Origin of the sequence: Psychroflexus curvus (genome assembly GCF_020164585.1) — a bacterium.
Lineage (GTDB): Bacteria > Bacteroidota > Bacteroidia > Flavobacteriales > Flavobacteriaceae > Psychroflexus > Psychroflexus curvus.
Window position 1 is genome coordinate 46,217 of the sequence record NZ_JAIQZF010000006.1, and the last position, 25,028, is coordinate 71,244.

Consider the following 25,028-nt stretch of genomic DNA (forward strand, 5'->3'; position numbering starts at 1 on the left):
TTAATTTCTTACGGCCTGTCTTTTTGTTTTGGAATATATAGGAATGAGATAACTAATAGAATAACCCCAGCCTACACCAATACTTGAATAATCGAATGTTCTATGAAATCCGGGGACGTATAAATTATCGAAATTGGGAATAGCTGTAGAAGTAATCATATTTTTTAATTGAACATGAGCACCAAGGTAAACATTACCAAACATATTCACCCTTACCCCAGCCTGTAACTCTATCCAATTGGCAGTGAGGTTACTAAAGGTTTTATCAGTTTCTCTAATGTCTGGTGGAAAGTAGTTATCTGTAGTGTAAATCCTATAACTTTTCAAATTTTGAGAATAGGCAGCAAATCCATAACGAATACCTGCATAAATCAAATTTCTCATTCCTATCCAGTTATCATAAATATTATAATTAACTCCTAATTTTATGTAACTGCCATTTGCCTCGTTTAAAATGTTGTCTTCATTATAAATGGAGTTTTCGTTTCCCAGTTCTCCAGCGATATAAAGGTCTTCCGAAAATCTATAGTCAGCTCCAATTTCAATGCCCTGATATTCTGAATCCCACAGACTATTTCCAATTCTACTTAAATCCAAACTCACTGTAAGCCCGTATTTATCTTTAAAAAAGATAGAATCGGTGACTTGTTCGTATTCCACATTTCCATCTCCCTGAGCAATAATATCGCCTGTGAAAATCCAGAAAAAAGAACTAATAAAAAATATATAAGTGAGTCTCAAGTTCATTTTCAATATTATTTTCTTGTACCTGGATATCCCTTATCCAACTTTCAGTGTTATTTTCTTGATTTTCCAGCTCAACTCTGAAATCTGTAAAGTTAACTTTAAAGCCACAGGCTCTGTTTAAATATAGCTCGTTTGTGGCATAAGAAAAGGTGAGTGTATCGGTTAGTCCACCAGATTCTGCTAAAGCATTTAAATTAAAAACATAGCTAGTTTCAATAGCGTCAGTTTTAAGAGGTATGGCTATTGTTGAGGTTGAATTAAAAAGCAAACTATCCTTAGCATCTTTTTCTATATCTCTTGTTGTGAGATTCCTTACATTTCTGGGATTCCCAGGATTGTTCACATCGAAAAATTCAATGAGCAGTTTTGGTGTGGTTTCCGTAGCTTCAGCACAGATGTCATCCCTTTCACATGAGGTGAAAAGTGGAAGTATGACTGCAATCATGAAACAGGTAAACACTGCTTTTTTCATTCTCTTAATCTTAAGCAAACTACATTTTCTACATGGTGAGTTTGTGGAAACATGTCCACCGCCTGACTTTTGTCAACCTGATAAAACGCATCCATCAATTGCAAGTCCCTGGCTTGAGTTGCGGAATTACAGCTTACATAGACTATGCGTTTAGGTTTTACACTAAGTATTTGCTCAACCACTTCCTTGTGCATGCCTTCTCTTGGAGGGTCTGTGATGATCACATCAGGCTGACCGTGTTCTGCTATGAATCCAGATGTAAAAATCTTTTTCATATCACCAGCAAAAAAGGAAGTGTTTTCAATCCCATTTAATTTCGCATTGGCTTTAGCATCTTCGATGGCTTCTGGTACAGCTTCAATTCCCACCACATGCTTTGCTTTTTTAGCGACAAACTGAGCTATAGTTCCTGTTCCAGTATATAGATCATAAACCAGCTCATCGCCGGTTAAGCCGGCAAATTCTCTGGTGATTTTATAAAGTTCGTAGGCTTGTTCTGAATTGGTTTGATAAAAAGACTTGGCATTGATCTTAAACTTTAAGCCTTCCATTTCCTCATAAATGAAGTCCTGACCAAAATAGTTAATGACTTCCTGATCGTAAATAGTGTCGTTTCCTTTCTCGTTGATGACATATTGAAGAGAGGTGACATCAGGAAATTCCTGAATGATATAATCCAGTAAAAGCTCACGTTTAGCCTTGTTTTCCTGATAAAACTGAATTAATATCATATATTCTCCGGTAGAACTTGTTCTGATCATCAAGGTTCTAAGCAATCCGATCTGTTCTCTGGGGTTGAAGAACTCGAGATTATTTTTTGTAGCAAAATCTCTTATTTTATTTCTGATGTCATTGCTTGGATCTTCTTGCAAATGACATTTTTCGAGATTTAATATTTTATCCCACATGCCAGGAATATGGAAGCCTAATGCATTTTTATCCTGAATATCGGTACCGCTGGAAATTTCAGATTCTGTAAGCCATCGACTGTTACTAAAAGAAAATTCCATTTTATTCCTGTAGAAATAAATTTTCTCGCTACCAAGTATGGGCTTGGTTTCAGCGACGTCAATTTTTCCTATCCGCTTTAGATTTTCAAGAACTTCTTTTTCTTTGTAATAAAGCTGATGTTCGTAGGCCATATTCTGCCACTTACAACCGCCGCAAACTCCAAAATGCTGGCATACAGGTTCGGTTCGTTTTGGTGACAACTCCACGAACCTAAGCGGTTTTGCCTGGTAGTAAGATTTTCTCTTCTTGTAAGTGGTAACATCTACAACATCGCCAGGGACAACCTGGTCGATGATTAAAACTCTGCCATCACTAGCTTTTCCTATTCCTTTGCCTTTACTGCCTGCATCGAGGACTTCAATATTTTCAAAGGTTTTTTTTGTGTTTTTCCGTCTTGCCATGCGGCAAAAATAAAGCAATGTTTTAAATACTGCTTTATTCAGTTAGATTTCTTTTGGTATCGAAGTTATCCTATAAATAGTAAACTAAACTGACCCATAGACTAACTAAAACAGGGCCTAGAATTCCTATTATAATTCCTCCATATCTAAAATCAGCCTGATCTATTTTACCTGTACTGTAGGCGATAGCATTGGGAGGGGTAGACACTGGTAAAAGCAAAGCGCAGGATGCACTTAAGGCGATAATGAGCGGTATTATTTTAGGAGATTCCTCAGGTAAGAGTATGGTGAACGAAATGGCAAGCGGCACCATAATCGTGGTAGTTGCTGTATTGCTCATTATATTTGAAAAAATAACACTGAGTAAGGCAAACATGAAGGCTAATAAGTAAAAATTAAAATACTGAACATCAATAAAACTGATAAAATAATCAGTTAAGCCTTGTTGCTGAACAGCAAGTCCTAAGGCAAGCCCGCCAGCTACAAGCATCAGAGTATCCCAGGGTAACTTACGCATATCGTCGGCATCTAGAATTCCAAACATCGTGAACCCAACTATAGGTATGCCTGATACAGCTGATACTGGAATGCCTGTCCATTGGGATGTCAGCCAAAACAATAAACTGGCAAGAATAATAATCAGTGTCAAGCGTATTTGTGTTGATGAAATAGTATCATCTATATGTTGTTTAGTTTTTTGTAAGAAGCTTAAATCCAAAGACTTGCGTTCTATTTGATATTTCTTGAGCAGGGCTCCCCAAAAAATAAAAATAAGCACGAATGCTAGAGGAATACCGATAATCATCCATTCCAAAAAGCTAATGCGAATACCAATACCTTCCAGAGCACCTACGGCTATGGCATTTGGTGCTGAACCAATAATGGTGCCCATACCGCCAATAGCAGCTGCTGTTGGAATCCCTATTAAAAGGGCTTTGGTGATTGGAGCCTCTTTACCCAGGCTGTAGGTGATTGGGGTAATGCTGGCAATCATCATGGCTGTAGTGGCTGTATTGCTCATCAACATGGATAAAAAGGCAGTAATAAGCATCAGACCCAGCAGAATGTACTTTGGTTGTTCTCCCAATTTAGCAACTATTAGTTTAAGTAGAGACTGGTCTAAGGCAGTTTTTTTCATGGCTTCCGCAATAAAAAAACCACCTAAAAACAGCCAGATTACAGAATCAGACCAGGTGTGTAAATACTGGGTTACATTTTCGGTTTCCAGATTACTCATTGTAAATACCAAGTAGCCAATGATTAAAACCCCAACAGCAAAGGGAGGTATTGCTTCAGTGACCCATAAGCCAATAGCAAACAGTAAAATAAATAACACGGAAGTCTGACCTTCGGTAAAACCTGGGTCTTTGATTAAATAGGTTAAGCCAAGTGCTGCTAGAAAACTAATCACAAATTGAAGAGTACGGCTTTGCCATCTGAGTTTCTCAGATATCTTTTGATTGATTTTTCCAATTATTTTTTTAGAATATCGCCTGGAGTCCTGGTACATAGGCCTAAATTTAATCTACTAATATATCAAATAGAAATTTTTAAAAATATGACTATTGTTACTTTTCTACTTATTATTTAAAACAAAAATAAATAAGCTTTAAAGTATAGTTTTGGATTTTCTTTACGATAAATTGATAATGAGATGTTTAAATTTGTAAATAATTACTAAAATTCAAAAATATACCATATGAAAGTTCAAGATGTCAAATCATCACAACAAGCTATAGATTTAGAAGACAAATATGGAGCTCATAATTACCATCCCTTACCTGCAGTTCTCAAAAAAGGGGAAGGTGTTCATGTTTGGGATGTAGAAGGTAAGAAGTATTATGATTTTCTTTCGGCTTATTCAGCTGTAAATCAAGGTCATTGCCATCCAAGAATTGTTGAGGCTATGCATAAACAATCTCAGACCATCTCATTAACTTCAAGAGCTTTTCATAATAATGTTTTGGGAGTCTATGAAAAATATGCGACCGAGTATTTTAAGTTTGATAAACTTCTGCCAATGAATAGTGGTGCTGAAGCAGTTGAAACGGCAATTAAGATTTGTAGAAAATGGGCTTACGAACAAAAAGGAATCCCTGAAACTGAAGCTCAAATCGTAGTTTTTGAAAATAATTTTCACGGAAGAACCACTACAATCATATCATTTAGTAACGATGAGGGGGCTAGAAAAAACTTTGGACCTTATACGCCTGGCTTTATAAAAGTACCTTATAATGATGCTGAAGCTTTGGAAAAAGTATTGAAAGAAAATAAAAATATCGCTGGAGCTTTAATAGAGCCAATTCAAGGTGAAGCTGGTGTATTCACACCTGATGACGATTTTATACCAAATGTAAAATCACTTTGCAACGAGCACAATGTGCTTTTTATGGCCGATGAAATTCAAACAGGTATTGCAAGAACAGGTGCTTTATTAGCGGTTTGTGGAAAATGCGATTGCCAGGGACACTGCGAAAGACAAGCTACTTATTCCAGACCAGATGTACTTATCTTGGGTAAGGCGCTTTCTGGAGGGGCGTACCCAGTATCTGCAGTTCTAGCTGATGATGCCATTATGAATGTGATTCAGCCAGGACAGCATGGTTCTACTTTTGGAGGAAATCCGGTTGCCGCAGCTGTGGCAATGGAAGCTTTGGAAGTGGTCAAAGACGAGAAACTAGCTCAAAATGCAAGACGTCTTGGTGATTTGTTCAGAAGTGAATTAAATAAGTATATAGAGAATCATAACATTGTTAATCTCGTAAGAGGTAGAGGATTGCTTAATGCCATCGTCATCAACGATTCTGAAGACAGTTCAACTGCCTGGGATATTTGTGTGGCGTTAAAGGAAAACGGACTCCTGGCAAAACCAACGCATGGCAATATTATTCGTTTTGCCCCTCCATTGGTAATTACAGAAGAAGAATTGATGGATTGTGTTGATATAATCACCAAGACTTTAAAGAAGTTTGAAAAATAACTATTTTAAGAAAGTCCAATAAACTTAAAGCCTCAGTCGAAAGATTGAGGCTTTTTAGTTTAGGTTATAATTTCAATTAAGGAATGTCTACTTAGAGGTTCTTTCTTTGTCTGGTAATTCCTTTTACTCAGCGTCTTTAATAATATATTCATCGGTATGCATATCAAATCTATAAGAAGCTCCAATTCCAGCTCTCCATCGTTCCGGGGAGTCTTTAAAATTGATAAGCCCAGAAATATCTACTTGTAAATTTTTATTCACCAAAAGAGCAGCTCCTGCACGTATGATTTCATCACTATATAAATCATTTATATAAGTTTGAAATTCTAAAAAAACTCCAGTTCTAGTGTATATCGAATGTGTTAACGTGAAAATTCCTGCGTAAGTGGGAAAATCTGTTGTGGGTTTATCAACAATTAAGTTGGACACTAATACCCAGTTTCTCCCTATATTATTTTGAGTTATCAGTGCTGCTTTAATCGAACTTTGTGGCTCTTCAGGAAATCTAAATGGATTATCGCCAAATAACAGATTAGCTCCGGCAAATACAGAAACCGCAGGTATAAAATCATCCCATTGTATCAAGTTGTTTTTCTTCCAGCTGTATAAGTTTGGTCCTTCTTTTGCTTTTTTAATATTCGGGTCATAGATCAAATATTTAGCTCCCAGGGTGTTGCTCTTGAAATTACTAAACCGACTAGTGGTAACAGTGCCACCTCTAAGTAACGTTTCCTCGGCACTTACGAAAGTGCCATCCAGAATCACCTCAAGCCTTTCCCGGAATAAGCCATACCTTATTTGATATTGGTAATCTATATGTGTGCGATCGGGTATAAGTGAAAACACATGATTATCTTCTCCGTAAGCTATCCCGGTTTCAATTTGAAGAACATTTGTTCCCACACTATAAGCTCCAAAGGACTCGCCAGGTCTGTTGGAATTAATCATTTCTGTATATTGAGCCTGTATACCTAAGGTGATAAACAGAAAAAAGCAACTGAATTTAAATTTCATAAGTCAAATTTAGATTCAAATATAAATTAAAATCTGATTTTTTTTGCCTTCCTAGCTTAATGCTATAAAGTATTGGTATTTTTGCACATCAAATAGTATGTATGGTATTTCTAAAGACAATTTTAATTATACTGCTGGTTTATTTTGGAGTGAAGCTACTAGCCAAGTATTTCGGTCCTTTACTTTTGAAATATATTTTCAAAAAAGTTCAAAAAAACATGGAGAAACAGTTCAATCCTCCTCAGCAAGAGCCCAGAAAAAACTCGCACAAATCCAGTAAAACTTCCAAAAGAAAGTCGAAAGAGACCAAAGTTGGTGAGTATATAGATTATGAAGAAATTGACTAACTTTCTCGTTTTTCAAACCAAAACTTATTCATGAAATCCATATTCAAAAACTCCTGGAAACACCTTCTCGTTTTACTCCTTTTTATAATTGCCTCCTTAGCTTTTTTCTATCCAGTCCTAAAAGGTAAAACCATTTACCAAAGTGACATTGTTCAGTACACCGGGATGGCAAAAGCTCAAAATGAGTTTAGAGCTAATGAAGGTGAAGAGCCCTATTGGACAAATTCAGCTTTTGGAGGGATGCCTACTTATCAACTTGGGGCCAATTACCCTTACAATTTTATAAAAGAGATAGACAGAAAACTTCGATTTTTGCCAAGACCCGCCGATTATTTATTTCTCTATTTTGTCGGGATGTATATTTTGTTTTTGTGCCTAAAAGTCAATTACAAACTGGCCTTTTTAGGAGCTTTAGCTTTTGGTTTTTCTACCTACCTCATTATCATTCTCGGAGTGGGTCACAATGCCAAAGCACATGCTATAGCTTATTTTCCCTTGGTGATTGGGGGAATGGTACTTGTCTACAGGCAAAAACTGTTCTGGGGGAATGTTTTGTTTTGCGTAGGGCTCGCTTTTGAATTGATGTCGAATCATTTTCAGATGACTTACTACTTGATGTTGCTTAGTCTTGTAGTTGTTGTAGTAAATGCAGTTCATGCCTATAAAGCCAAAACTTTAAAACCTTACCTGAGAGCGTCTTTAAGCTTTATTCCGGCAATTGTTCTGGCTGTTTTGCTAAATATCACTAATTTGCTAGCTACCCAAGAATATGCAGCTTACAGTACAAGGGGCGATACAGGACTTACCATCGAACCTAGCGGAACAGAAAAGGTGAAATCTGGCTTGGATTACGATTACATCACTGAATACAGCTACGGGGTTTTAGAAACCTTCAATTTGTTTATCCCTAGATTTATGGGTGGTTCTAGCAGCGAATCCCTAGGCAAAGATTCTGAAGTTTATAAAGAAATCATTCAGATGGGAGCTTCTCCGGTTCAAGCCTTAGAGTTTAGCAAGAATTTACCGACCTACTGGGGAGACCAGACTTTTATAGGTGCACCAGCCTATATAGGCGCATCTGTCATCTTCCTATTTGTTTTAGCTTTATTTCTAACTAAAGGTAGAACCAAATGGTGGCTTGTTGCTGGTTCAATTTTGGCTTTACTACTATCCTGGGGTGATAACTTTTCCTTGCTCACCAAGTTTTTCGTGGATTATATTCCATTTTATGACAAATTCAGAGCTGTTTCTTCCATTCAGGTTATTATCGAATTTTGCCTGCCAATTTTAGGTATTTTAGGAATTTCTAAGCTAGTCGATAGTGAAATTTCTAGTCAGGAAAAATGGAATGCACTTAAGAAAACGACCATTATTTTAGGTGGGCTCAGTGTTTTATTTCTACTTCTTAAGTCGGCTTTGTTTGATTTTAGTAGTTCGAATGATGCCATGTTCTTAAAGCAATATGGAGCTAAATTTGTAAGAGCACTCAAGGAAGACAGGAAATCCATGTTTATGGCGGATACCACTCGTTCCTTGATTTTTGTCTTACTTTTAGCAGGTGCAGTTTATTTATACCTCAAAGAAAAAGTCAAAAAGCCAGTTTTTATTGGGCTTATCGGTGTTTTTATATTGATAGATTTAATTGGTGTTAACACACGTTACGTCAATGAAGATGATTTTGTGGCAGCTTCAGTGATGGAAAGACCTTTTCAGGCGAATCAAGCCGATCTTGAAATTCAGGAGGACAACTCTCACTTTAGAGTTTATGATTTAACCTCAAATCCGCTGAATTCTGCGAGAGCTTCCTATTTTCACAAGTCAATTGGGGGGTACCACGCAGCGAAACCAGGAAGAATACAGGAATTGTTTGACTTCTACATTTATGAAGGCAAGCAAAGCATCCTGAATATGCTCAATGTCAAGTATTTTATTTTTGATAACGAAGGTCAGCCTGTTGCGCAGGAAAACCCGGATCATTTAGGCAACGCCTGGTTCGTAAATGAATTGATAAGTGTAGAGAATGCCAATGCAGCTATTTTGGCTTTGGATACACTCAATCCTAATACCACGGCGGTTTTTGAAAACAATCAGTTTGACCTTTCAGACCAAACATACGATGTGAATTTTTCAGATCACATTGAATTAAAATCTTACAAAGAAAACAAGTTGGTTTATAGCTATGAAGCTGAGAGCGAAAGCCTTGCTTTGTTTTCAGAACTCTACTATCCAAAAGGATGGAAAGTGACTATAGATGGCGAGGATGCCACTCATTTTAGAGCCAACTATGTATTGAGAGCCATGGAGTTACCAGCTGGAAGCCATCAGGTTACCTTTTCATTTCAACCTGATGTGGTGAGCTATGGTGGAAAAATAACCCTGGCAAGTTTCATAATTTTATTACTTATTATCCTGGGTGGATTAGGTTATACCATAAAGCGAAAGCAAACATAGAAGATGAAAAAAGTTTTAATAATCACATACTACTGGCCACCAGCCGGAGGTCCTGGAGTGCAACGCTGGCTCCAATTTTCTAAACATCTTCCGAAGTTTGGTTTGCAACCTATAGTTTATAAGCCCCAAAACCCAAGTTATCCCATAAAGGATGCTTCTCTCGATGCAAGTCAAAAAGTCAGAGTAATTGAGAAATCTATTTTTGAACCTTATGCATTAGCTGAAGTATTGTCAAAATCCAATTCTAAAACCATCAGCAGCGGGATTATAAAATCCAAGAAAAAGCAATCCTGGAAAGAGCGAATGATGCTTTATATTAGAGGCAATTTCTTCATTCCCGATGCGAGGATGCTATGGGTGAAGCCTTCCATTTCATTTTTGAAAGATTATATTCAAAATCATGAAATTGAAACCATCATCACTACAGGCCCTCCGCATAGCTTGCACCTTATTGGTTCAGGCTTGAAAGAAATTTATCCTGAACTTCAATGGATTGCAGACTTTAGAGATCCCTGGACGACAATTGGTTATCATTCAGCCTTAAAACTTACCGAAAAGTCTAAGCAAAAACATCTTTCATTAGAGAGCTACGTATTAAATTCAGCAGACCAACTGGTAGTTACCAGTTTTCAAACCAAAGCTGAATTTGAGCAAAAAACCAAAACTCCTATAGAAGTCATCACCAATGGCTATGAGGAAATTTCGGTAGATGCTGAGTTAAGCGAAAATTTCACCGTTTCCCATATTGGCTCCTTATTAAATGATAGAGACCCAAAGATTTTATGGGAAGTCTTTTCAGAATTGATTGAAGAGAGTCTTGTTTTTAAAGATTTTTTTGAGCTTAAACTGATAGGAAAAATAAGTGAAAGTGTATTGAAGTCAGCTCACGAAGCCGGACTTAAAAACTTTGTGAGTGTGGTTGGCTATCTCAATCATAAGGATGCGGTCGAAAGTCAACGAACCTCTCAAATGCTCCTCCTTATCGAAATCGATAAACCAGAAACTCGCGGAATTATTCCAGGTAAACTTTTTGAATATTTAGCCTCTAAACGGCCTATTCTGGCCATAGGACCTGAGGGTTGGGACGTTGGGAAAATTATTTCTGAAACCCATTCTGGCGATTGCTTTACCTATGATGAAAAAAAGCGATTAAAGTCTTATATAGAAAAGTCTTTTAAAGCTTTTCTAAATGGAAAATTAAAAGCCGGTACCAAAAATATAGAACACTATAGCCGTAGAAATTTAACTCAAAAGTTGACTCAACTTATCAAGTAACCCAATGGGAATCGTCGCCAAGCAATCCTTCAACAACCTCATTTCCACCTATTTAGGTTTTGGAATTGGCGCCCTCAATGTCTTGCTTTTATACCCGAAATTCCTCACCACAGAGTATTACGGTTTGGTCACGTTTCTATTGTCGGCAGGAAACTTATTCTGGCCATTCATGGCGCTCGGTGTCCATAACACGATTGTTAAATTTTACACCAGCTATACTACCAAAATCGATACAGATAGGCTGCTCAATTTTGCATTGTTTTTGCCTTTAGCTCTTGGACTTCTAATAGGAATCGTCGGTTTCGTTTTTTACGATACTTTGCTGCAGTATTTCGAAGGTGATAACGATTTGGTACAACCCTACATTTGGGGAATTTTCGTGATCGCCATGACAACCGCTTATTTCGAAGTCTTTTTTGCCTGGGCAAAAGTCCAGTTCAAAAGCGTTTTTGGAACTATCATGCGGGAAGTTTTTCACAGACTCGCCATTAGCATCTTACTTCTTTTTCTTTATGCTGAATTTATTAGCGTTCACCTTTTCATTTACCTACTCATCGGCGTTTTTATTTTAAGAACTCTAGTGATGCTTGGGTATGCGTTTAAACTTTATCTGCCGAAATTCAGCTTTCAGCTGCCAGCCAGACTGAAGGATTTGATGAATTATTCTCTGCTTATTTTCATTGCAGGCACTGTTGCGGTGGCCTTGTTTGATCTGGATAAAGTAATGATAGAATACTTCATGCCTATAGAAAATGTGTCCATTTACGGAATTGCCATTTATATAGCTACGGTGATTGCCGTGCCTTCCAAAGCTATGCACCAAATCACCAATCCTATAACTGCCAAATACCTCAATCATGGTGATAATGAATTGCTGAAAGACCTTTATGTGAGGAGTTCCAACACGCTATTTGTGATCAGTGGATTTGTTTTCATACTTATTATCACGAATGTTCATCAACTTTATGAAATTATTCCAGAACCTTATAGAGTGGGGGTGAGCATTGTTTTTTTAATCAGTTTGGTGAAGTTGAGCGATAATGTATTAGGTAATAACAACAGCATTATTTTCAATTCAAAATATTATAAAACCGTTCTTGTTGCTGGAGTTGTCTTGGTTGGTGTTGCTTTTTTACTGAATGTTTGGTTGATTCCCTTGCATGGTATTTATGGAGCAGCTTACGCTACATTCGTTTCTTTTTTAGTGTATAATATCTTCAAACTTCTGTTTGTGAGAACGACTTTTGGAATTCATCCATTCAATAGAAGAAGTCTGTATATCTTTTTAGTAATTTCAGTCTTAACTGCAAGTTTTTATTTCTGGGATTTTACTACTGATTATGCCCTTCTCAATATTATATTTAAATCTATACTGATTAGTATTCTCTATCTCTTCATCAGCCTGAAAGGAAGACTCTCTGAAGATTTGACCAATTTTTATCTAAAAGTCCTTCAAAAGAAAACCCCGTAGCTACACAAAGATATCAGGGCTAACGCCTTTACAAAGATGTCAGGGCTAAGTCCCTTACGAAGATATCAGAGCTAATGCTCCTTACGAAGATGTCAGGGCTACGCCCCTTAAGAAAATGTCAGGGCCAACGCTCCTTCATATTCTCCTGGGCTTTCAAATTAAAATTATCAGTTATGACTTTGGGGGCATCGCCCTCAAATCTTATTAACACTTACAGAATTAGACTTTAGGCTTTAAATACTGTCCTGTAAATGAGGACTTTACTTTAGATACTTCTTCGGGTGTACCTTCAGCAACAAGTTGTCCGCCGTTTATGCCGCCTTCAGGTCCTAAATCCATCACATGATCGGCGCATTTGATGAGGTCGATGTTATGTTCGATAACAATCACACTATGGCCGTTTTCGATTAAAGCTTCAAAAGATTTCAATAATTTACGGATATCGTGAAAATGGAGTCCTGTTGTAGGTTCATCAAAAATGAATAAAGTTTTATCTGCGTTTTTACCTTTGGTTAAAAAAGAAGCTAACTTGATACGCTGAGCTTCGCCACCAGAAAGTGTTGAGGAACTCTGACCTAAAGTCACATATCCAAGTCCAACGCTATGAAGAGCTTCCAGCTTATTGGAGATTTTAGATTCATTGTGAGAAGAAAAGAAATCCATAGCATCATCGATAGTCATCGTAAGAATATCATCTATGTTTTTACCTTCAAATTCCACATCCAAAACCTGCTGCTTAAAACGTTTTCCTTTACAGGCTTCGCATTCCAAGTGCACATCTGCCATAAACTGCATTTCGATAGTTACTTCACCCTCACCTTCGCAAGTGTCGCAACGCCCGCCTTCCACATTAAAACTAAAATGCTTAGGCTTAAAATTTCTTATTTTGGAAAGCTTTTGCTTGGCAAAAAGATTTCGGATGTCATCGTAAGCTTTGATGTAAGTTACTGGATTGGATCTCGAAGATCTTCCAATAGGATTCTGATCAACATATTCTATTTGCCTGATGTGTTTAAAATTCCCATCAATGCCATCAAACTGACCTGCTTTGGTACCATAGCCGCCATTTTGTTTAATCATAGCCGGATAAAGAATATTTTTCACCAGTGTACTTTTGCCACTTCCAGAAACTCCTGTAATGGCTACAAAACAGTCTAGAGGAACTTTTACTGTAATATTTTTAAGGTTGTGTTCGCGAGCGCCCTTTAGTTCAACATAAGATTTAGAAGTTCGTCTTTTCTTTGGAACTTCAATTTCCATCTTACCATTGAGGTATTGCGAGGTGAGTGAATTTGCCCTCAGAATTTGCTTATAAGTTCCTTCAGCTACAAGATCACCCCCATGGGTACCAGCTTCAGGGCCAATATCGATGATATAATCTGCAGCTTTCATGATGTCTTCATCGTGCTCCACAACGATGACTGTGTTGCCAAGATCTCTAAGGTCTTTCAAAACTTCAATAAGTCGTTCGTTGTCTTTGGAATGCAATCCTATGGAAGGTTCATCCAGAATATACATCGAGCCCACTAAGCTACTTCCTAGTGAAGTCGCCAGATTAATTCGCTGTGACTCTCCTCCAGAAAGGGTGTTGGATTTTCTATTTAAAGTTAAATAAGTCAGACCAACATCCAATAAAAACTTGAGCCTGCTATTGACTTCTTTTAATAGGCGTTTTCCAATATTCTCATCATGCTCGCTGAGTTTCAGGTCTTTGAAAAATGAACTGACTTGATCGATGGGTAAATCCACGAGCTGAGTGATATCAATAGCATTGATTTTCACGTAAGTCGCTTCTTTCTTTAATCGTCGTCCTTTACATTCGGGACACCGCGTTCTCCCTCGATATCTGGATAACAAAACTCTATTCTGAATTTTGTAAGCTTTAGATTTAACAGCTTCAAAGAATTCATTGATCCCGGTAACATATTGATTTCCATTCCAAATGATGTTTTTCTGGTCTTCAGTCAATTCGAAATATGGGGTGTGAACAGGAAAATCAAAATTGTGGGCGTGTTTTATAAATTCTTTTTTATACCAGCCTAGGGTCTCACCTTTCCAGGGTGCGATAGCACCTTCGTAAACACTAAGTCCCGTGTTTGGAATCACCAATGCTTCATCGATATCAACAATATCGCCATAGCCTTCACATTTTGGACATGCACCAATAGGATTATTAAAACTGAAAAGATGTGCATTTGGTTCGGTGAACAGCATGCCATCCAATTCAAATTTGTTGTTGAAATTGGTGATTTCATTTGTAGAAACATCTTCAATATTGAGTTCTCCTTTTCCCTCAAAAAAAGCATTCTGAATAGAATCTGCCAATCGGTTATAAAAATCTTCATCGTCTTTTACCACAATTCTATCTACAACAATGGAAAGTTGACTCGTTTTTGAAATCTTTTGACTTTGAGCTTCACTTATTTTCAGAACCTTGTTATCCACTTTTATCCTACTAAACCCCTGTTGCTGAAGAATATTTATTTTCTCTTCAACCGTGCGTTTATTTTCTAAAGTAATAGGAGCGAGGAGAAGTAGTTTTTTGTTTTCTTCCTGTGACTTGATAAAATCAACCACATCGGTCACCGTATGTTTTTTGACTTGCTTACCTGAAATAGGAGAAATGGTTTTGCCTATTCGGGCATAAAGCAATTTTAAGTAATCATAAATTTCGGTAGAGGTTCCAACTGTTGAACGCGGGTTGGTTGAATTTACCTTTTGTTCTATGGCGATGGCTGGGGCAATGCCTTTGATGTAATCTACTTTTGGTTTGTCCAGACGTCCTAGAAATTGTCTGGCATACGCAGAAAGACTTTCTACATAGCGTCTTTGGCCTTCAGCATAAAGTGTATCAAAGGCGAGACTCGATTTTCCGGAACCTGAAAGCCCTGTGATGACGACGAGTTTATTTCTTGGGATAACAACATCAATATTTTTTAAATTGTGAAGCTTTGCTCCTTTGATAATGATGAATTCTTTGGGGTCTATTTTATCTAAGTCTGAATGTTTCATATATGTGCGGAATGTCGCAAATATAAAGATTTGTCCACCCAAAACAGACTTATACACTGATTCATAATATGTTAAAATTATTAACGGGTTATAGTGGCTTAAGTTATATTTATATATTAGCCACTTAAAATAAAGCCTATATAACACTTTTACTTAAACTCATTTAATAACAAAAGCCGCTTTTCGAAGCTGGTTTTATTTAAGTAAAAGACTTATGAATAGGACTTCAATATCTTCCGAAGCTTTTCTAGTAAAGCAGTACATTGAAGGTGATGAGCAATCACTTTCGATATTAATCAACAGACACCAGCAAAAGATTTTTGGTTTTATATTTTCTAAGGTATACGATAAGGACCTTGCAGAAGATATTTTTCAGGACACCTTTATTAAAGTTATACGAACGCTGAAACGTGGAAAGTATAACGAAGAAGGAAAGTTTTTACCATGGGTCATGAGGATAGCACATAACCTTGTTATCGATCATTTTCGAAAAAGCAACAGAATGCCAAAATTTGAAGGAAAAGGAGATTTTGATATTCTTGACTTTATGACTGATGGTGATCTTAACGCAGAGCGAAAAATCATCAAAGATCAAATAGACACAGACCTCCATGAACTTATTCAGGAATTACCACAGGATCAGCTTGAAGTCTTAGAAATGCGAATATTTAAGGAAATGAGTTTTAAAGATATTGCCTTAAAAACCGACGTAAGTATTAATACGGCTTTAGGAAGAATGAGGTATGCCTTAATCAATTTGAGAAAGATCATTGAAAAGCACCAGGTGGTTTTAACGAATTAGTACATGCAATAATTCATTTTTATCTGCGTTTTCGTTATATAAAATCAAAAATATGGCGAAAATTTACTCAAATGAAGTTTCTGAACTGTCTTCTAAACCGGTGAAACCTTCAGCAAAAACCATCAAGAGTATTTTGGATTTTTCCAAGGCTCTAAGCATTGTTCGGTATAAAGATTTACAGTTCGACAGCATTCAGAATTAACTTATTAATTTTTAAAAAAAACAAATAAGCTTCCTTATTTAGATTTGGAAGCTTTTTTCTTGTCGTAGGCTTTGATCACAGATTTCCGGCCAATCGTTTTGGTGATGATGTCTTTATCCAAATCCCAGCCTCTGGCTGGAGAGTACTCCCTGCCATACCAGATGATTTGTAAGTGCAAATCGTTCCAGACGTCTTCAGGAAATAGCCGCTTGGCATCTTTTTCGGTTTGTTGTACATTTTTACCAGTACTAAGATTCCAGCGGTACATTAACCTGTGAATATGCGTGTCTACAGGAAATGTAGGTACTCCAAAGGCCTGTGCCAGTACAACAGAAGCTGTTTTGTGACCTACCGCAGGAAATTCTTCTAAAGCTTCCATGTCGTTGGGTACTTTACCCTTATATTTTTCTATAAGGATTTTGGAGAGGCCATGGATTCCTTTGGATTTCATCGGAGATAAGCCCACAGGCTTGATGATTTCTCGTATTTGATCTGGACTCATTTTGACCATATCCCAGGGATTATCGGCCTGTTCGAAAAGAAGTGGCGTAATTTGATTCACTTTGACGTCAGTGCTTTGCGCTGAAAGTAAAACCGCAATCAATAATGTGTAAGGATCTTTGTGGTCTAAGGGGATTGGAATGGTAGGGTATAAGTCCTTTAACGTATTTATAACGAAATCTACTTTTTCAGATTTTTTCATTGCTTTACTTTTAAACAAAAATAGGAATTATGACAACACTTAAAGCTGGAGATAAAGCTCCGAATTTTGAAGCTAAAGACCAAGACGGAAATGTGCACACGCTTAAAGATTATGAAGGAAAAAAATTACTCGTTTTCTTTTATCCAAAAGCGAGCACCCCTGGATGCACTGCCGAAGCCTGTAACCTGAGAGATAACTGGGAAACTTTTCAGGCCAAAGGTTATGACATAATTGGGGTGAGTGCAGATTCTGCCAAGCGCCAGCAAAACTTTAAAAATAAATATGAGCTACCATTTCCATTGCTTGCAGATGAAGACAAAGAAGTCATCGAAGCTTTCGGCGTGTGGGGTCCAAAGAAATTTATGGGAAAAGAATACGATGGAATCCACAGAACTACCTTTGTTATCAATGAAGAAGGCGTGCTTGAAGACGTTATCTCCAAAGTGAAAACCAAAGCGCACTCCGAACAAATTCTTTAATCCCTCAACGAGAGTTTAGTTAGTGGACTATACAGATAAAGTTCCTAGGGTGCTTTCTTTTGGATGCTTATCTCGATGAGGTTGATAAACCAAGAAATAATGTAATTTGGTGTCATGAAATGGGAGCAGGCAATTCAGGATTTTACATATTACCTTAAGATAGAAAGAGGTCTGGCCGATAATACCATTCAGAATTATCGGCTGGACATTTTAAAACTGGTCAATTACCTCTCTGAATTTGACCTGAATGTTTCTCCTGAAGATATTACTGAAGAAGATATTCAAGGGTTTATTTATACTATTTCGAAACTCTTGAATGAACGGTCGCAAGCCAGATTAATTTCAGGCTTGAAAAGTTTTTTTGATTATTTGATTTTCGAAAATTATAGAAAATCTAATCCATTAGAACTTATAGAATCTCCACGTCTGGGTAGAAAACTCCCGGATACCCTATCTACCAAAGAAATTGATAAGCTTATCAATGCTATTGACTTATCCCATCCTCAGGGACAGCGTAACAAAGCTATCATAGAAACGCTTTATGGGTGTGGACTTCGCGTTAGCGAACTCACTGGTTTGAAGATTTCACATCTTCATTTTGAAGAAGGATTTATAAAAGTTGTTGGTAAGGGAAATAAGGAACGATTAGTGCCGATTAATTCCTACACCCAAAAGTTTATTGAGCTATATAAAGATGAAGTAAGAATTCATCAGGATCCAAAGCCAGAGTTTAAGGATATTTTATTTTTAAACAGACGTGGTGCTCAGTTAACGAGAGCCATGATTTTTACTATCGTAAAACAATTAGCTGTAGAGGCTCATATTCAGAAGAAAATAAGCCCGCATACCTTTAGACACTCATTTGCGACCCATCTTTTAGAAAATGGAGCTAACTTGAGAGTTATACAACAAATGCTGGGTCACGAAAGCATTACGACCACAGAAATCTACATGCATCTGGATAAAACACATCTAAGGTCTGTCTTGGAACAATTCCATCCAAGGGCTTGATTTATACCTCCATTTTGGTTAAAATCTTATAATTTTTGTAAAGTCGTTTGGTTAAGATACCGTAGAGGAGTTTATAAAAAAGGATTAATAAACCAATAATGATAAGGAGTATAAACATCATGATGCCTGCAACTATCCAGAACTCGAGAGTATTGAAGGTGGTTTGAATCAAAATAGCCCTGGCACCACTTATGATGAAAATGATGATAAACAAAGCAATATTATAGCGCACATAATATTTGACAGCCTGTCTTGTCTTGATGATCTGTCGCATCAGTTTTTTGGCCGAATCGGTCACCTTAATGCGAAGGTAATTTCTACAAAACAAATAGATAAAACCAAAGAGGACAATATAATTGACAATGGTGGTTACTTTCAAAAACCACATAAACACCTTACTTTCGATAGTTTCTAAGTAATTTTCTGAAGATATTAATATATCAAGGGCTAACCAGAATACAAACTCTAAGATGCTGATGATAAATATCCACTTTACGCTCGAAGATGATTTCTTATGTAACATAGGCATAAGTTCATCTTGCGTATATTTTGGCAAATTTTCGGAGCGTTTTTGCCAGTCTTTTTTAATAAGGTCTAATTCATCCATAATCAAGGATTCAAAATAGTTTTAAGTTTAGTCTTCACTCTATTCATTTTCACTCTTGCATTGACTTCTGAAATTCCCAGGGTTTCAGAGATTTCTGTATAGGGTTTCTCTTCCAGGTAGAGAAGGACCAAGGCTTTATCAATATCATTAAGTTCTCTTATTGCAGCGTACATTAATTTTAAATTATCATCCAGCGTGCTGTCATAACCTTCAGCAGAGATTTTGAAATCGAAATTTTCCCAGGGCAGGGTTTGAATTCCTCTTTTTTTCTTTCTAAATAAGGTAATGGCTGTATTCAAAGCCACACGATACATCCAGGTACTAAATTTCGACTCTTCTCTAAATTTCGGGTAAGCCTTCCATAACTGGACGGTTATTTCTTGAAAAAGGTTTTTATGAGCATCGGCATCGTAGGTGTACATCCTACAAATCTTATGAGCGATGTTTTGGTGTTCCTCAAGGAGATTTATAAATTTTTTTTCTAAGTCTGTTTTCAAAATTTACTTGGTCTGTATGTAAGTCGTTAAAATTATCAAAAGTTACAGTCTTGGCCTTAATTTAAATTAATTTAGACATAAAATTGTTAAGATGAATGTTCCAATTATAGATTTGCCACGAGTTGTTATTATTGGCTGTGGTTTTGGTGGTGTAAGTTTGGTAAGAAAACTTGAAAAGAAACCTTTTCAGGTGGTCATGTTGGACAAAAGGAATTACCACACGTTTCAACCGTTATTATACCAGGTTTCAACATCGGGTTTAGAGCCAGATTCTATTGCTTACCCCATTCGTAAAATCCTTAAAAGGAACAGAGACGCTTACTTCAGAATGGCGGATGTTCAGCATATTGATGATAAGAGGCAAGTGATAAAAACCAATATAGGCGAAATCACCTATGATTATTTAGTTATCGCCACAGGTTCCAAAACCAATTTCTTTGGAAATAAAAGTGTGGAGGAAAACGCCATCTGGATGAAGACTGTACCTCAGGCTTTAAACTTAAGAAGTTTGATTTTAGAAAATTTTGAGGAAGCCACTATAACAGAAGATCCTGAAAGAAGAAAGGCTCTGTTGAATTTTGTAATTGCTGGTGCAGGACCTACTGGGGTTGAGCTTAGTGGTGCTTTAGCAGAATTAAGGAGAAATGTGATCCCAAAAGATTACCAAGATATAGATCCTGAAGATATTCATATTCATTTGATTGAGGGCTTAGAAAAAGTCCTGCCGCCGATGAGTGACAAATCTTCTGCCAATGCTCAAAAATATCTTGAGGAGCTAGGTGTAGAAATTCATCTCAATACGTTTGTGGATTCGTACGAAGATCAGGTTGTGAAAACCAATAATGAAGATTTGACATTCCATACAGAAACTTTTATCTGGAGTGCCGGGGTAACTGGTGCAGCGATAGAAGGTCTTAAGAATGAGGCTTTAATGGAAAAAGCAAACCGCTATAATGTGAATACCTTTAACCAGATAGATGGTTATGACAATGTTTTTGCTATTGGGGATATCGCCTTAATGACGAGTGAGGACTATCCTAAGGGGCATCCTATGGTTGCTCAACCCGCTATCCAACAGGGCAAACATTTAGCCAAAAACTTAGTGCGAATCATCAACAAAAAAGACCTTTTACCTTTTGAATATTTCGATAAGGGGACAATGGCAACAGTTGGAAGAAACAAAGCTGTGGTTGATCTAGATAAATTTAAATTTGGAGGAGCCTTCGCCTGGTTTGTATGGATGTTTGTTCATTTGTGGTTCCTGGTGGGCTTCAGGAATAGAATAGTAACCTTTTTCAACTGGACCTATAGTTATATCAATTATGATAGAGCAGCGAGACTTATAGTGAGACCCTTTAAAGCTAATAAACTAAAATCTCCAGATTAAAGTGTTTATTTGAGGTCAAAAAAAAGCGGGGGAGTCCTATTGATGAATCCCCCGCTTTTTTTTATAGCTTTAAATGTTATTCTCCTAAAACCTCTTTTACTTTTTCTCTAAGATCATCACCTCTCAGATCTTTTCCTATGATTATTCCGTTTTCATCAATCAGGAAGGCTGCAGGAATAGCCCTTACGCCATATTTCTTGGCAATAGGTTCTTGCCAGTATTCCAGATTCGAGATGTGATTCCAGTTGAGTTGATCGTCCTTAATGGCTCTTACCCAGGCATCTTTATTGTTGGGTTTATCCAAAGAAACACCTACAACTGCAAATCCTTTGTCTTTATAGTCCTTATAAATGCTTACAATATTCGGATTTTCTATTCGACATGGTTTACACCAAGAAGCCCAAAAATCAATTAATGTAACTTTTCCCATGACATCTTCAAGCGCTAATTCTTCTCCATCTGGAGTAGGACCTGAAAATTTTGGAGCCTCGGCACCAATATCCGTAGCACCGATTTCGGCTATATTTTGCCCTAGTTTTTTTCCGAGCGGCGTATCTTTTACTTCATCATCAAATTTTTCGTAAAGTGTTTTCATTTGGTTGAGTGGAATAGCTTTAGAATTCATTACATCAGACAAAGCCATCATACCAACTATAGAATGTGTATTGTTTTGGATAAATTCCAAGCTATTTTCCTGGGCTTCTTTTTCTAAATTTTTTATATCTAATTGCATGTCCAGGTAAGCTACTTCATCACCCCTTTGTGCAGCTTTTTGATACTCAGCTCTGATTGAATCTCTGTCTTTTGTGTAGCTAGAAATGATATCAATATAATCTTTCAAAAGTTCGTTATGCTCTCCTCCTTCAATTTTCGCATCTCTTAAATTAGCTTTATTAGCATCAATTTTAATTTGTTTAGCATCATTAATAAAAATGATATTTCCGTTAACTCCTTCAATCTGAATAAGATTTATGTCTTGTTTGCCAGGGTTTAAGTCAAATGTGAAAGAATTATTTTGAACTTGTACTGTATCTAAAGGAATGGGTATATTCTGAGGGCCAAGTTGATTAAGATATACATTTGCTCCATCAGATACATCTTCTACAGAACCTTTTAGCTGATTTGATGAATCGCATCCAACAAGTGTTACTGTAAACAAAAGGCTAACTAATATTCTCATCTTTTTAATTTTTAATTTTTCAAAAATAACCATCTCTAGTTGAGTATAGTCATAACATTAGAATAAAAAAATGAAAATTAAATTAAATTTATTTTTATTGGTTTGATTCTGATTTAGAGACGAGACATAAGTTTAAAAAATATTAACTTTCAGGAGTAGTTAAATAAATTCTCAAATAATCTTACATTTAAACAATTAACAAAAAGGAAACTCATGTGTAAAAAAATATTTTGCCTTTTACTCTTATTAGGCACAGCCTTACATTCTCAAAATTACTTTTATGAAAATTACCAACCTTTCGATAAAGGGATACCATCACCAGAAGATTTTCTAGGATATGGTATTGGAGAGCACCATACTCGGCATGATTTGATTGTTGCTTATATGGAAAAGTTGGCAGAACTATCTGAAAAAGCTACGCTGACTGAATATGGTCGTACACATGAAGGTAGAAAATTAGTAATGCTTACAGTGACGACACCCAAGAATTTCTCAAATATGGAGAGCATCAAAAGTCAGCACCTTGCTTTTACTGATCCCTCTAAGTCTCCAACTAATTATGATGAAGTTCCTGTTTTTATAAATCTGGGTTATAATGTTCATGGCAATGAGCCCAGCAGTTCTGAAGCTGCTTTACTTATGGCGTACACACTTGTAGCTTCTCAAACACCTGAGGTATTAAATTACCTGGAAAACGCAGTTATTTTTATAGATCCTACCATAAATCCAGATGGTAGAGATCGTCATACACAATGGGCAAATACTTATCAAGGAAGTCCGGAAGTAGCAGACCCTCAAGATGCAGAACACAATGAATATTGGCCAGGGGGAAGAACGAATCATTATTGGTTTGATTTAAACAGAGACTGGTTGCTAGCAGTAAATCCTGAAAGTCGTGGTAAGTTAAAATGGTTTCATAACTGGTATCCTAATGTAGTAACAGACTTTCATGAAATGGGAACTCAAAGCACCTATTTTTTTGAACCTATGAAACCCAATGCATCTCAGGACCCTATTATGCCAAAAGAAAACTATGAAGATTTGAATACCCTTTTTGGTAATGCTTTTGCAAAGTCTTTGGACAGCATTGGCTCTTTGTACTTTACTAAAGAAGTATTTGATGGTACTTATCCTGGTTATGGTTCGTCCTATCCAGACTTACAAGGTGGACTCGCTTTGCTATTTGAACAAGCCAGTTCTAGGGGACATAGACAAACTACAGCTTTTGGTGAAATCACCTTTGCTTTTACCATTAGAAATCAATATGTATCTAGTATAGCCACAGTAGAAACAGCAGTATCTAACAAAGCCTACTTGCGTAAGTACCAACAAAATTTTTTCAAGTCAGCTTTGACCAATGCCTCAAATAGTAAAATTAGAGGCTATAGTTTTGGAGATCCAAAAGATGTAAATAGAACTAAAGCCTTCATAGATAAATTATTATTGCATCAAATTGAGGTTTACGAAGACGGTGATAGGTTTGTGGTTCCTACAGATCAGCCCCAATACAGAATGGTACAGACGATGTTTGAAACTTATGATAAATATCGTGATAGCGTATATTACGACGCTTCGGCATGGTCGCTTACTAATTTTTATAATATGAAATCTAAACCAGTTAATAAGGTTTCATTGACCAATGAAATTACTTCTACAGATGGACTTATTAACATCACTCCAATTAATAAAACTGCATATGCTTATATTTTAGACTGGGATGATTATAATGCACCCGCAGCATTAAGATATATGCAGGACAAGGGTCTTGTAGCCTCTATCTCTTCAAAACCATTTACTGTAGAATATAGAGCGGAGAAGAAGTTGTTTAACTATGGAGCAGTTATGATTCCTGTTAGTCTTCAAGATCAATCAAGTGATGAAGTTTTTGAAATTGTAAAAAAAGCTCAAGAAAAATATGAGGTGCCCGTGGTTGATGTAACTACGGGTCTTAACCTTGATGGTGTTGACTTAGGCAGTAGAAACATTTCTCCTATTAAAGAAACAAAAGCAGCTATGCTAATAGGTGAAGGAGTACGCTCTTATGATGCTGGAGAAGTATGGCATCTTTTGGATACACGTGTACATATGCCAATTACAAAAATTCCAATGCGCAATTTGAATAAAGCTGATTTGAATAAGTATACTACATTGGTTATGGTTTCTGGGAAATATAATCTTAATGATAAACAATTACAGAAAATAAAAGACTGGGTCTATGGAGGTAATACCCTCATTACATTAGGAACTGCCAGTGAATGGGCTATTAAAGAGGAGTTGGTAAAGGAAGAACTAACCACTTATCCTAAAGATTCAACAGCAGTAGTCTCAAGAAAACCTTATGTCGATTCTCCAGAGAACCTGGGTAAAGAAAATATTGGAGGAATTATTGTAAAGGCCGACATAGATCGCACACATCCTCTTGGCTTTGGTTTTGTAGATGATCAGATCCCGGTTTATAAAAATAATACCGTGTGGTTGAAGCCAAGCAAAAACGCATACTCTACAGTAGTTAAGTATGCTGAAAATCCACATATTGATGGATTTATTACTGAAAAAAATATGGAAAAATATTTAAAGCCATCAGCCTCCTTAATCGTTAGCAAAGTTGGAAGTGGAAGAGTTGTTATGTTCGCAGATAATCCAAATTTTAGAGGGTCATGGTATGGAACAAACCGCCTGTTTTTAAATGCTTTATTTTTAGGAGATAAAATTAATGTTCCCGAATGAAAATTATAAAAAAACGATGAAAATTAACTGAGATGACAATTTACCTATATTCCTCTCAGTTGTTTTTATCAATTTATATTATCACTTTTCATTTGTATTGCATCTAATTTCAGGATATTAATCTTTAGTATTTTTACCTAAGTCTCGGTGTTTCATTCTGCATGGCTTATAATTTATTGATTTCAGTACAAGATGAAATAGGTATTATATAAAAACTGAAGTAGATATTATAACATCAAACTTATCTTTATC

General features: G+C 36.6%; 21 protein-coding genes. 11 read left to right on the forward strand and 10 right to left on the reverse strand.

Translation table 11 applies throughout. The features are described from left to right. From LB450_RS10075 to LB450_RS10090, 4 genes are all read right to left on the reverse strand, one after another. Positions 1–747 (reverse strand): DUF6048 family protein, encoded by a 747-nt coding sequence (locus tag LB450_RS10075; protein ID WP_224488054.1) that lies wholly within the window; start codon positions 745–747, stop codon positions 1–3. Further along, a complete protein-coding gene (locus LB450_RS10080; RefSeq protein ID WP_224488056.1) occupies positions 713–1,219 on the reverse strand; it encodes a DUF6452 family protein in 507 nt (168 codons plus the stop codon). The genes LB450_RS10075 and LB450_RS10080 overlap by 35 nt, the downstream gene beginning before the upstream one ends. After that, on the reverse strand, positions 1,216–2,631 hold the full coding sequence (gene rlmD, locus LB450_RS10085) for a 23S rRNA (uracil(1939)-C(5))-methyltransferase RlmD (RefSeq protein WP_224488063.1): 1,416 nt from the start codon (positions 2,629–2,631) through the stop codon (positions 1,216–1,218). The genes LB450_RS10080 and rlmD overlap by 4 nt, the downstream gene beginning before the upstream one ends. A 70-nt stretch (positions 2,632–2,701) precedes the next feature. Next, positions 2,702–4,141, reverse strand: coding sequence for an SLC13 family permease (locus LB450_RS10090; RefSeq protein WP_224488065.1), 1,440 nt, complete (start codon positions 4,139–4,141; stop codon positions 2,702–2,704). Positions 4,142–4,330: 189 nt separating this feature from the next. Between LB450_RS10090 and rocD the strand changes: the two genes are divergently transcribed. After that, entirely contained in the window at positions 4,331–5,611 is a 1,281-nt protein-coding gene (gene rocD, locus LB450_RS10095; protein ID WP_224488067.1) for an ornithine--oxo-acid transaminase, read from the forward strand. A 123-nt stretch (positions 5,612–5,734) separates the two neighbouring features. Here the strand turns inward: rocD and LB450_RS10100 are convergent, their stop codons facing one another. Beyond that, complete coding sequence (locus LB450_RS10100; RefSeq protein WP_224488069.1) at positions 5,735–6,625, reverse strand: transporter; 891 nt, start codon at positions 6,623–6,625, stop codon at positions 5,735–5,737. Between the two features lie 101 nt (positions 6,626–6,726). Here LB450_RS10100 and LB450_RS10105 point away from each other — a divergent pair, with 101 nt between their 5' ends. Genes LB450_RS10105 through LB450_RS10120 form a run of 4 tightly spaced genes read left to right on the forward strand, consistent with a single transcriptional unit; the run spans position 6,727 to position 12,169 of the window. Next, on the forward strand, positions 6,727–6,972 hold the full coding sequence (locus tag LB450_RS10105; RefSeq protein WP_224488071.1) for a DUF4834 domain-containing protein: 246 nt from the start codon (positions 6,727–6,729) through the stop codon (positions 6,970–6,972). Between the two features lie 30 nt (positions 6,973–7,002). Beyond that, the gene (locus LB450_RS10110) at positions 7,003–9,423 is read left to right on the forward strand and encodes a YfhO family protein (RefSeq protein WP_224488073.1); all 2,421 of its coding nucleotides are present in this window, start codon (positions 7,003–7,005) and stop codon (positions 9,421–9,423) included. Positions 9,424–9,426: 3 nt separating this feature from the next. Beyond that, entirely contained in the window at positions 9,427–10,698 is a 1,272-nt protein-coding gene (locus tag LB450_RS10115; protein ID WP_224488080.1) for a glycosyltransferase family protein, read from the forward strand. A gap of 4 nt (positions 10,699–10,702) precedes the next feature. Further along, entirely contained in the window at positions 10,703–12,169 is a 1,467-nt protein-coding gene (locus tag LB450_RS10120; RefSeq protein ID WP_224488082.1) for a lipopolysaccharide biosynthesis protein, read from the forward strand. Between the two features lie 219 nt (positions 12,170–12,388). On the opposite strand, the gene uvrA is transcribed toward LB450_RS10120, so the two are convergent. After that, a complete protein-coding gene (uvrA, locus tag LB450_RS10125) occupies positions 12,389–15,181 on the reverse strand; it encodes an excinuclease ABC subunit UvrA (protein ID WP_224488091.1) in 2,793 nt (930 codons plus the stop codon). Positions 15,182–15,395: 214 nt separating this feature from the next. On the opposite strand from uvrA, the gene LB450_RS10130 reads away from it, so the two are divergent. Both LB450_RS10130 and LB450_RS10135 read left to right on the forward strand, forming a co-directional pair. Continuing rightward, positions 15,396–15,983 (forward strand): RNA polymerase sigma factor, encoded by a 588-nt coding sequence (locus LB450_RS10130; protein ID WP_224488093.1) that lies wholly within the window; start codon positions 15,396–15,398, stop codon positions 15,981–15,983. Between the two features lie 52 nt (positions 15,984–16,035). Beyond that, positions 16,036–16,185, forward strand: coding sequence for a hypothetical protein (locus LB450_RS10135; protein ID WP_224488095.1), 150 nt, complete (start codon positions 16,036–16,038; stop codon positions 16,183–16,185). Between the two features lie 34 nt (positions 16,186–16,219). On the opposite strand, the gene LB450_RS10140 is transcribed toward LB450_RS10135, so the two are convergent. Further along, positions 16,220–16,888, reverse strand: coding sequence for an endonuclease III domain-containing protein (locus tag LB450_RS10140; RefSeq protein WP_224488103.1), 669 nt, complete (start codon positions 16,886–16,888; stop codon positions 16,220–16,222). A gap of 29 nt (positions 16,889–16,917) precedes the next feature. On the opposite strand from LB450_RS10140, the gene bcp reads away from it, so the two are divergent. Further along, positions 16,918–17,367, forward strand: a complete 450-nt coding sequence (gene bcp / locus LB450_RS10145; RefSeq protein WP_224488105.1) for a thioredoxin-dependent thiol peroxidase — start codon at positions 16,918–16,920, stop codon at positions 17,365–17,367. Positions 17,368–17,481: 114 nt separating this feature from the next. Continuing rightward, positions 17,482–18,378: a site-specific tyrosine recombinase XerD gene (gene xerD / locus LB450_RS10150; protein WP_224488106.1), complete on the forward strand. Its 897-nt coding sequence runs from the start codon at positions 17,482–17,484 to the stop codon at positions 18,376–18,378. Between the two features lies 1 nt (position 18,379). Here xerD and LB450_RS10155 read toward each other — a convergent pair whose 3' ends face one another. Further along, positions 18,380–18,985, reverse strand: a complete 606-nt coding sequence (locus tag LB450_RS10155; RefSeq protein WP_224488108.1) for a hypothetical protein — start codon at positions 18,983–18,985, stop codon at positions 18,380–18,382. A gap of 2 nt (positions 18,986–18,987) precedes the next feature. Next, positions 18,988–19,482: an RNA polymerase sigma factor gene (locus LB450_RS10160; RefSeq protein WP_224488109.1), complete on the reverse strand. Its 495-nt coding sequence runs from the start codon at positions 19,480–19,482 to the stop codon at positions 18,988–18,990. A gap of 91 nt (positions 19,483–19,573) precedes the next feature. On the opposite strand from LB450_RS10160, the gene LB450_RS10165 reads away from it, so the two are divergent. Continuing rightward, positions 19,574–20,869: an NAD(P)/FAD-dependent oxidoreductase gene (locus tag LB450_RS10165; RefSeq protein WP_224488116.1), complete on the forward strand. Its 1,296-nt coding sequence runs from the start codon at positions 19,574–19,576 to the stop codon at positions 20,867–20,869. Positions 20,870–20,945: 76 nt separating this feature from the next. On the opposite strand, the gene LB450_RS10170 is transcribed toward LB450_RS10165, so the two are convergent. After that, positions 20,946–22,049, reverse strand: coding sequence for a TlpA disulfide reductase family protein (locus tag LB450_RS10170; protein ID WP_224488126.1), 1,104 nt, complete (start codon positions 22,047–22,049; stop codon positions 20,946–20,948). A gap of 213 nt (positions 22,050–22,262) precedes the next feature. Here LB450_RS10170 and LB450_RS10175 point away from each other — a divergent pair, with 213 nt between their 5' ends. Then, positions 22,263–24,776 (forward strand): M14 metallopeptidase family protein, encoded by a 2,514-nt coding sequence (locus LB450_RS10175; protein ID WP_224488128.1) that lies wholly within the window; start codon positions 22,263–22,265, stop codon positions 24,774–24,776. Positions 24,777–25,028 lie beyond the last annotated feature (252 nt).

Bases quoted from the DNA above. Each gene is read 5' to 3' on its own strand.
- LB450_RS10075 (WP_224488054.1), bottom strand. From the start codon at position 747: ATGAACTTGAGACTCACTTATATATTTTTTATTAGTTCTTTTTTCTGG.
- LB450_RS10080 (WP_224488056.1), bottom strand. From the start codon at position 1,219: ATGAAAAAAGCAGTGTTTACCTGTTTCATGATTGCAGTCATACTTCCA.
- rlmD (WP_224488063.1), bottom strand. From the start codon at position 2,631: ATGGCAAGACGGAAAAACACAAAAAAAACCTTTGAAAATATTGAAGTC.
- LB450_RS10090 (WP_224488065.1), bottom strand. From the start codon at position 4,141: ATGTACCAGGACTCCAGGCGATATTCTAAAAAAATAATTGGAAAAATC.
- rocD (WP_224488067.1), top strand. From the start codon at position 4,331: ATGAAAGTTCAAGATGTCAAATCATCACAACAAGCTATAGATTTAGAA.
- LB450_RS10100 (WP_224488069.1), bottom strand. From the start codon at position 6,625: ATGAAATTTAAATTCAGTTGCTTTTTTCTGTTTATCACCTTAGGTATA.
- LB450_RS10105 (WP_224488071.1), top strand. From the start codon at position 6,727: ATGGTATTTCTAAAGACAATTTTAATTATACTGCTGGTTTATTTTGGA.
- LB450_RS10110 (WP_224488073.1), top strand. From the start codon at position 7,003: ATGAAATCCATATTCAAAAACTCCTGGAAACACCTTCTCGTTTTACTC.
- LB450_RS10115 (WP_224488080.1), top strand. From the start codon at position 9,427: ATGAAAAAAGTTTTAATAATCACATACTACTGGCCACCAGCCGGAGGT.
- LB450_RS10120 (WP_224488082.1), top strand. From the start codon at position 10,703: ATGGGAATCGTCGCCAAGCAATCCTTCAACAACCTCATTTCCACCTAT.
- uvrA (WP_224488091.1), bottom strand. From the start codon at position 15,181: ATGAAACATTCAGACTTAGATAAAATAGACCCCAAAGAATTCATCATT.
- LB450_RS10130 (WP_224488093.1), top strand. From the start codon at position 15,396: ATGAATAGGACTTCAATATCTTCCGAAGCTTTTCTAGTAAAGCAGTAC.
- LB450_RS10135 (WP_224488095.1), top strand. From the start codon at position 16,036: ATGGCGAAAATTTACTCAAATGAAGTTTCTGAACTGTCTTCTAAACCG.
- LB450_RS10140 (WP_224488103.1), bottom strand. From the start codon at position 16,888: ATGAAAAAATCTGAAAAAGTAGATTTCGTTATAAATACGTTAAAGGAC.
- bcp (WP_224488105.1), top strand. From the start codon at position 16,918: ATGACAACACTTAAAGCTGGAGATAAAGCTCCGAATTTTGAAGCTAAA.
- xerD (WP_224488106.1), top strand. From the start codon at position 17,482: ATGAAATGGGAGCAGGCAATTCAGGATTTTACATATTACCTTAAGATA.
- LB450_RS10155 (WP_224488108.1), bottom strand. From the start codon at position 18,985: ATGGATGAATTAGACCTTATTAAAAAAGACTGGCAAAAACGCTCCGAA.
- LB450_RS10165 (WP_224488116.1), top strand. From the start codon at position 19,574: ATGAATGTTCCAATTATAGATTTGCCACGAGTTGTTATTATTGGCTGT.
- LB450_RS10170 (WP_224488126.1), bottom strand. From the start codon at position 22,049: ATGAGAATATTAGTTAGCCTTTTGTTTACAGTAACACTTGTTGGATGC.
- LB450_RS10175 (WP_224488128.1), top strand. From the start codon at position 22,263: ATGTGTAAAAAAATATTTTGCCTTTTACTCTTATTAGGCACAGCCTTA.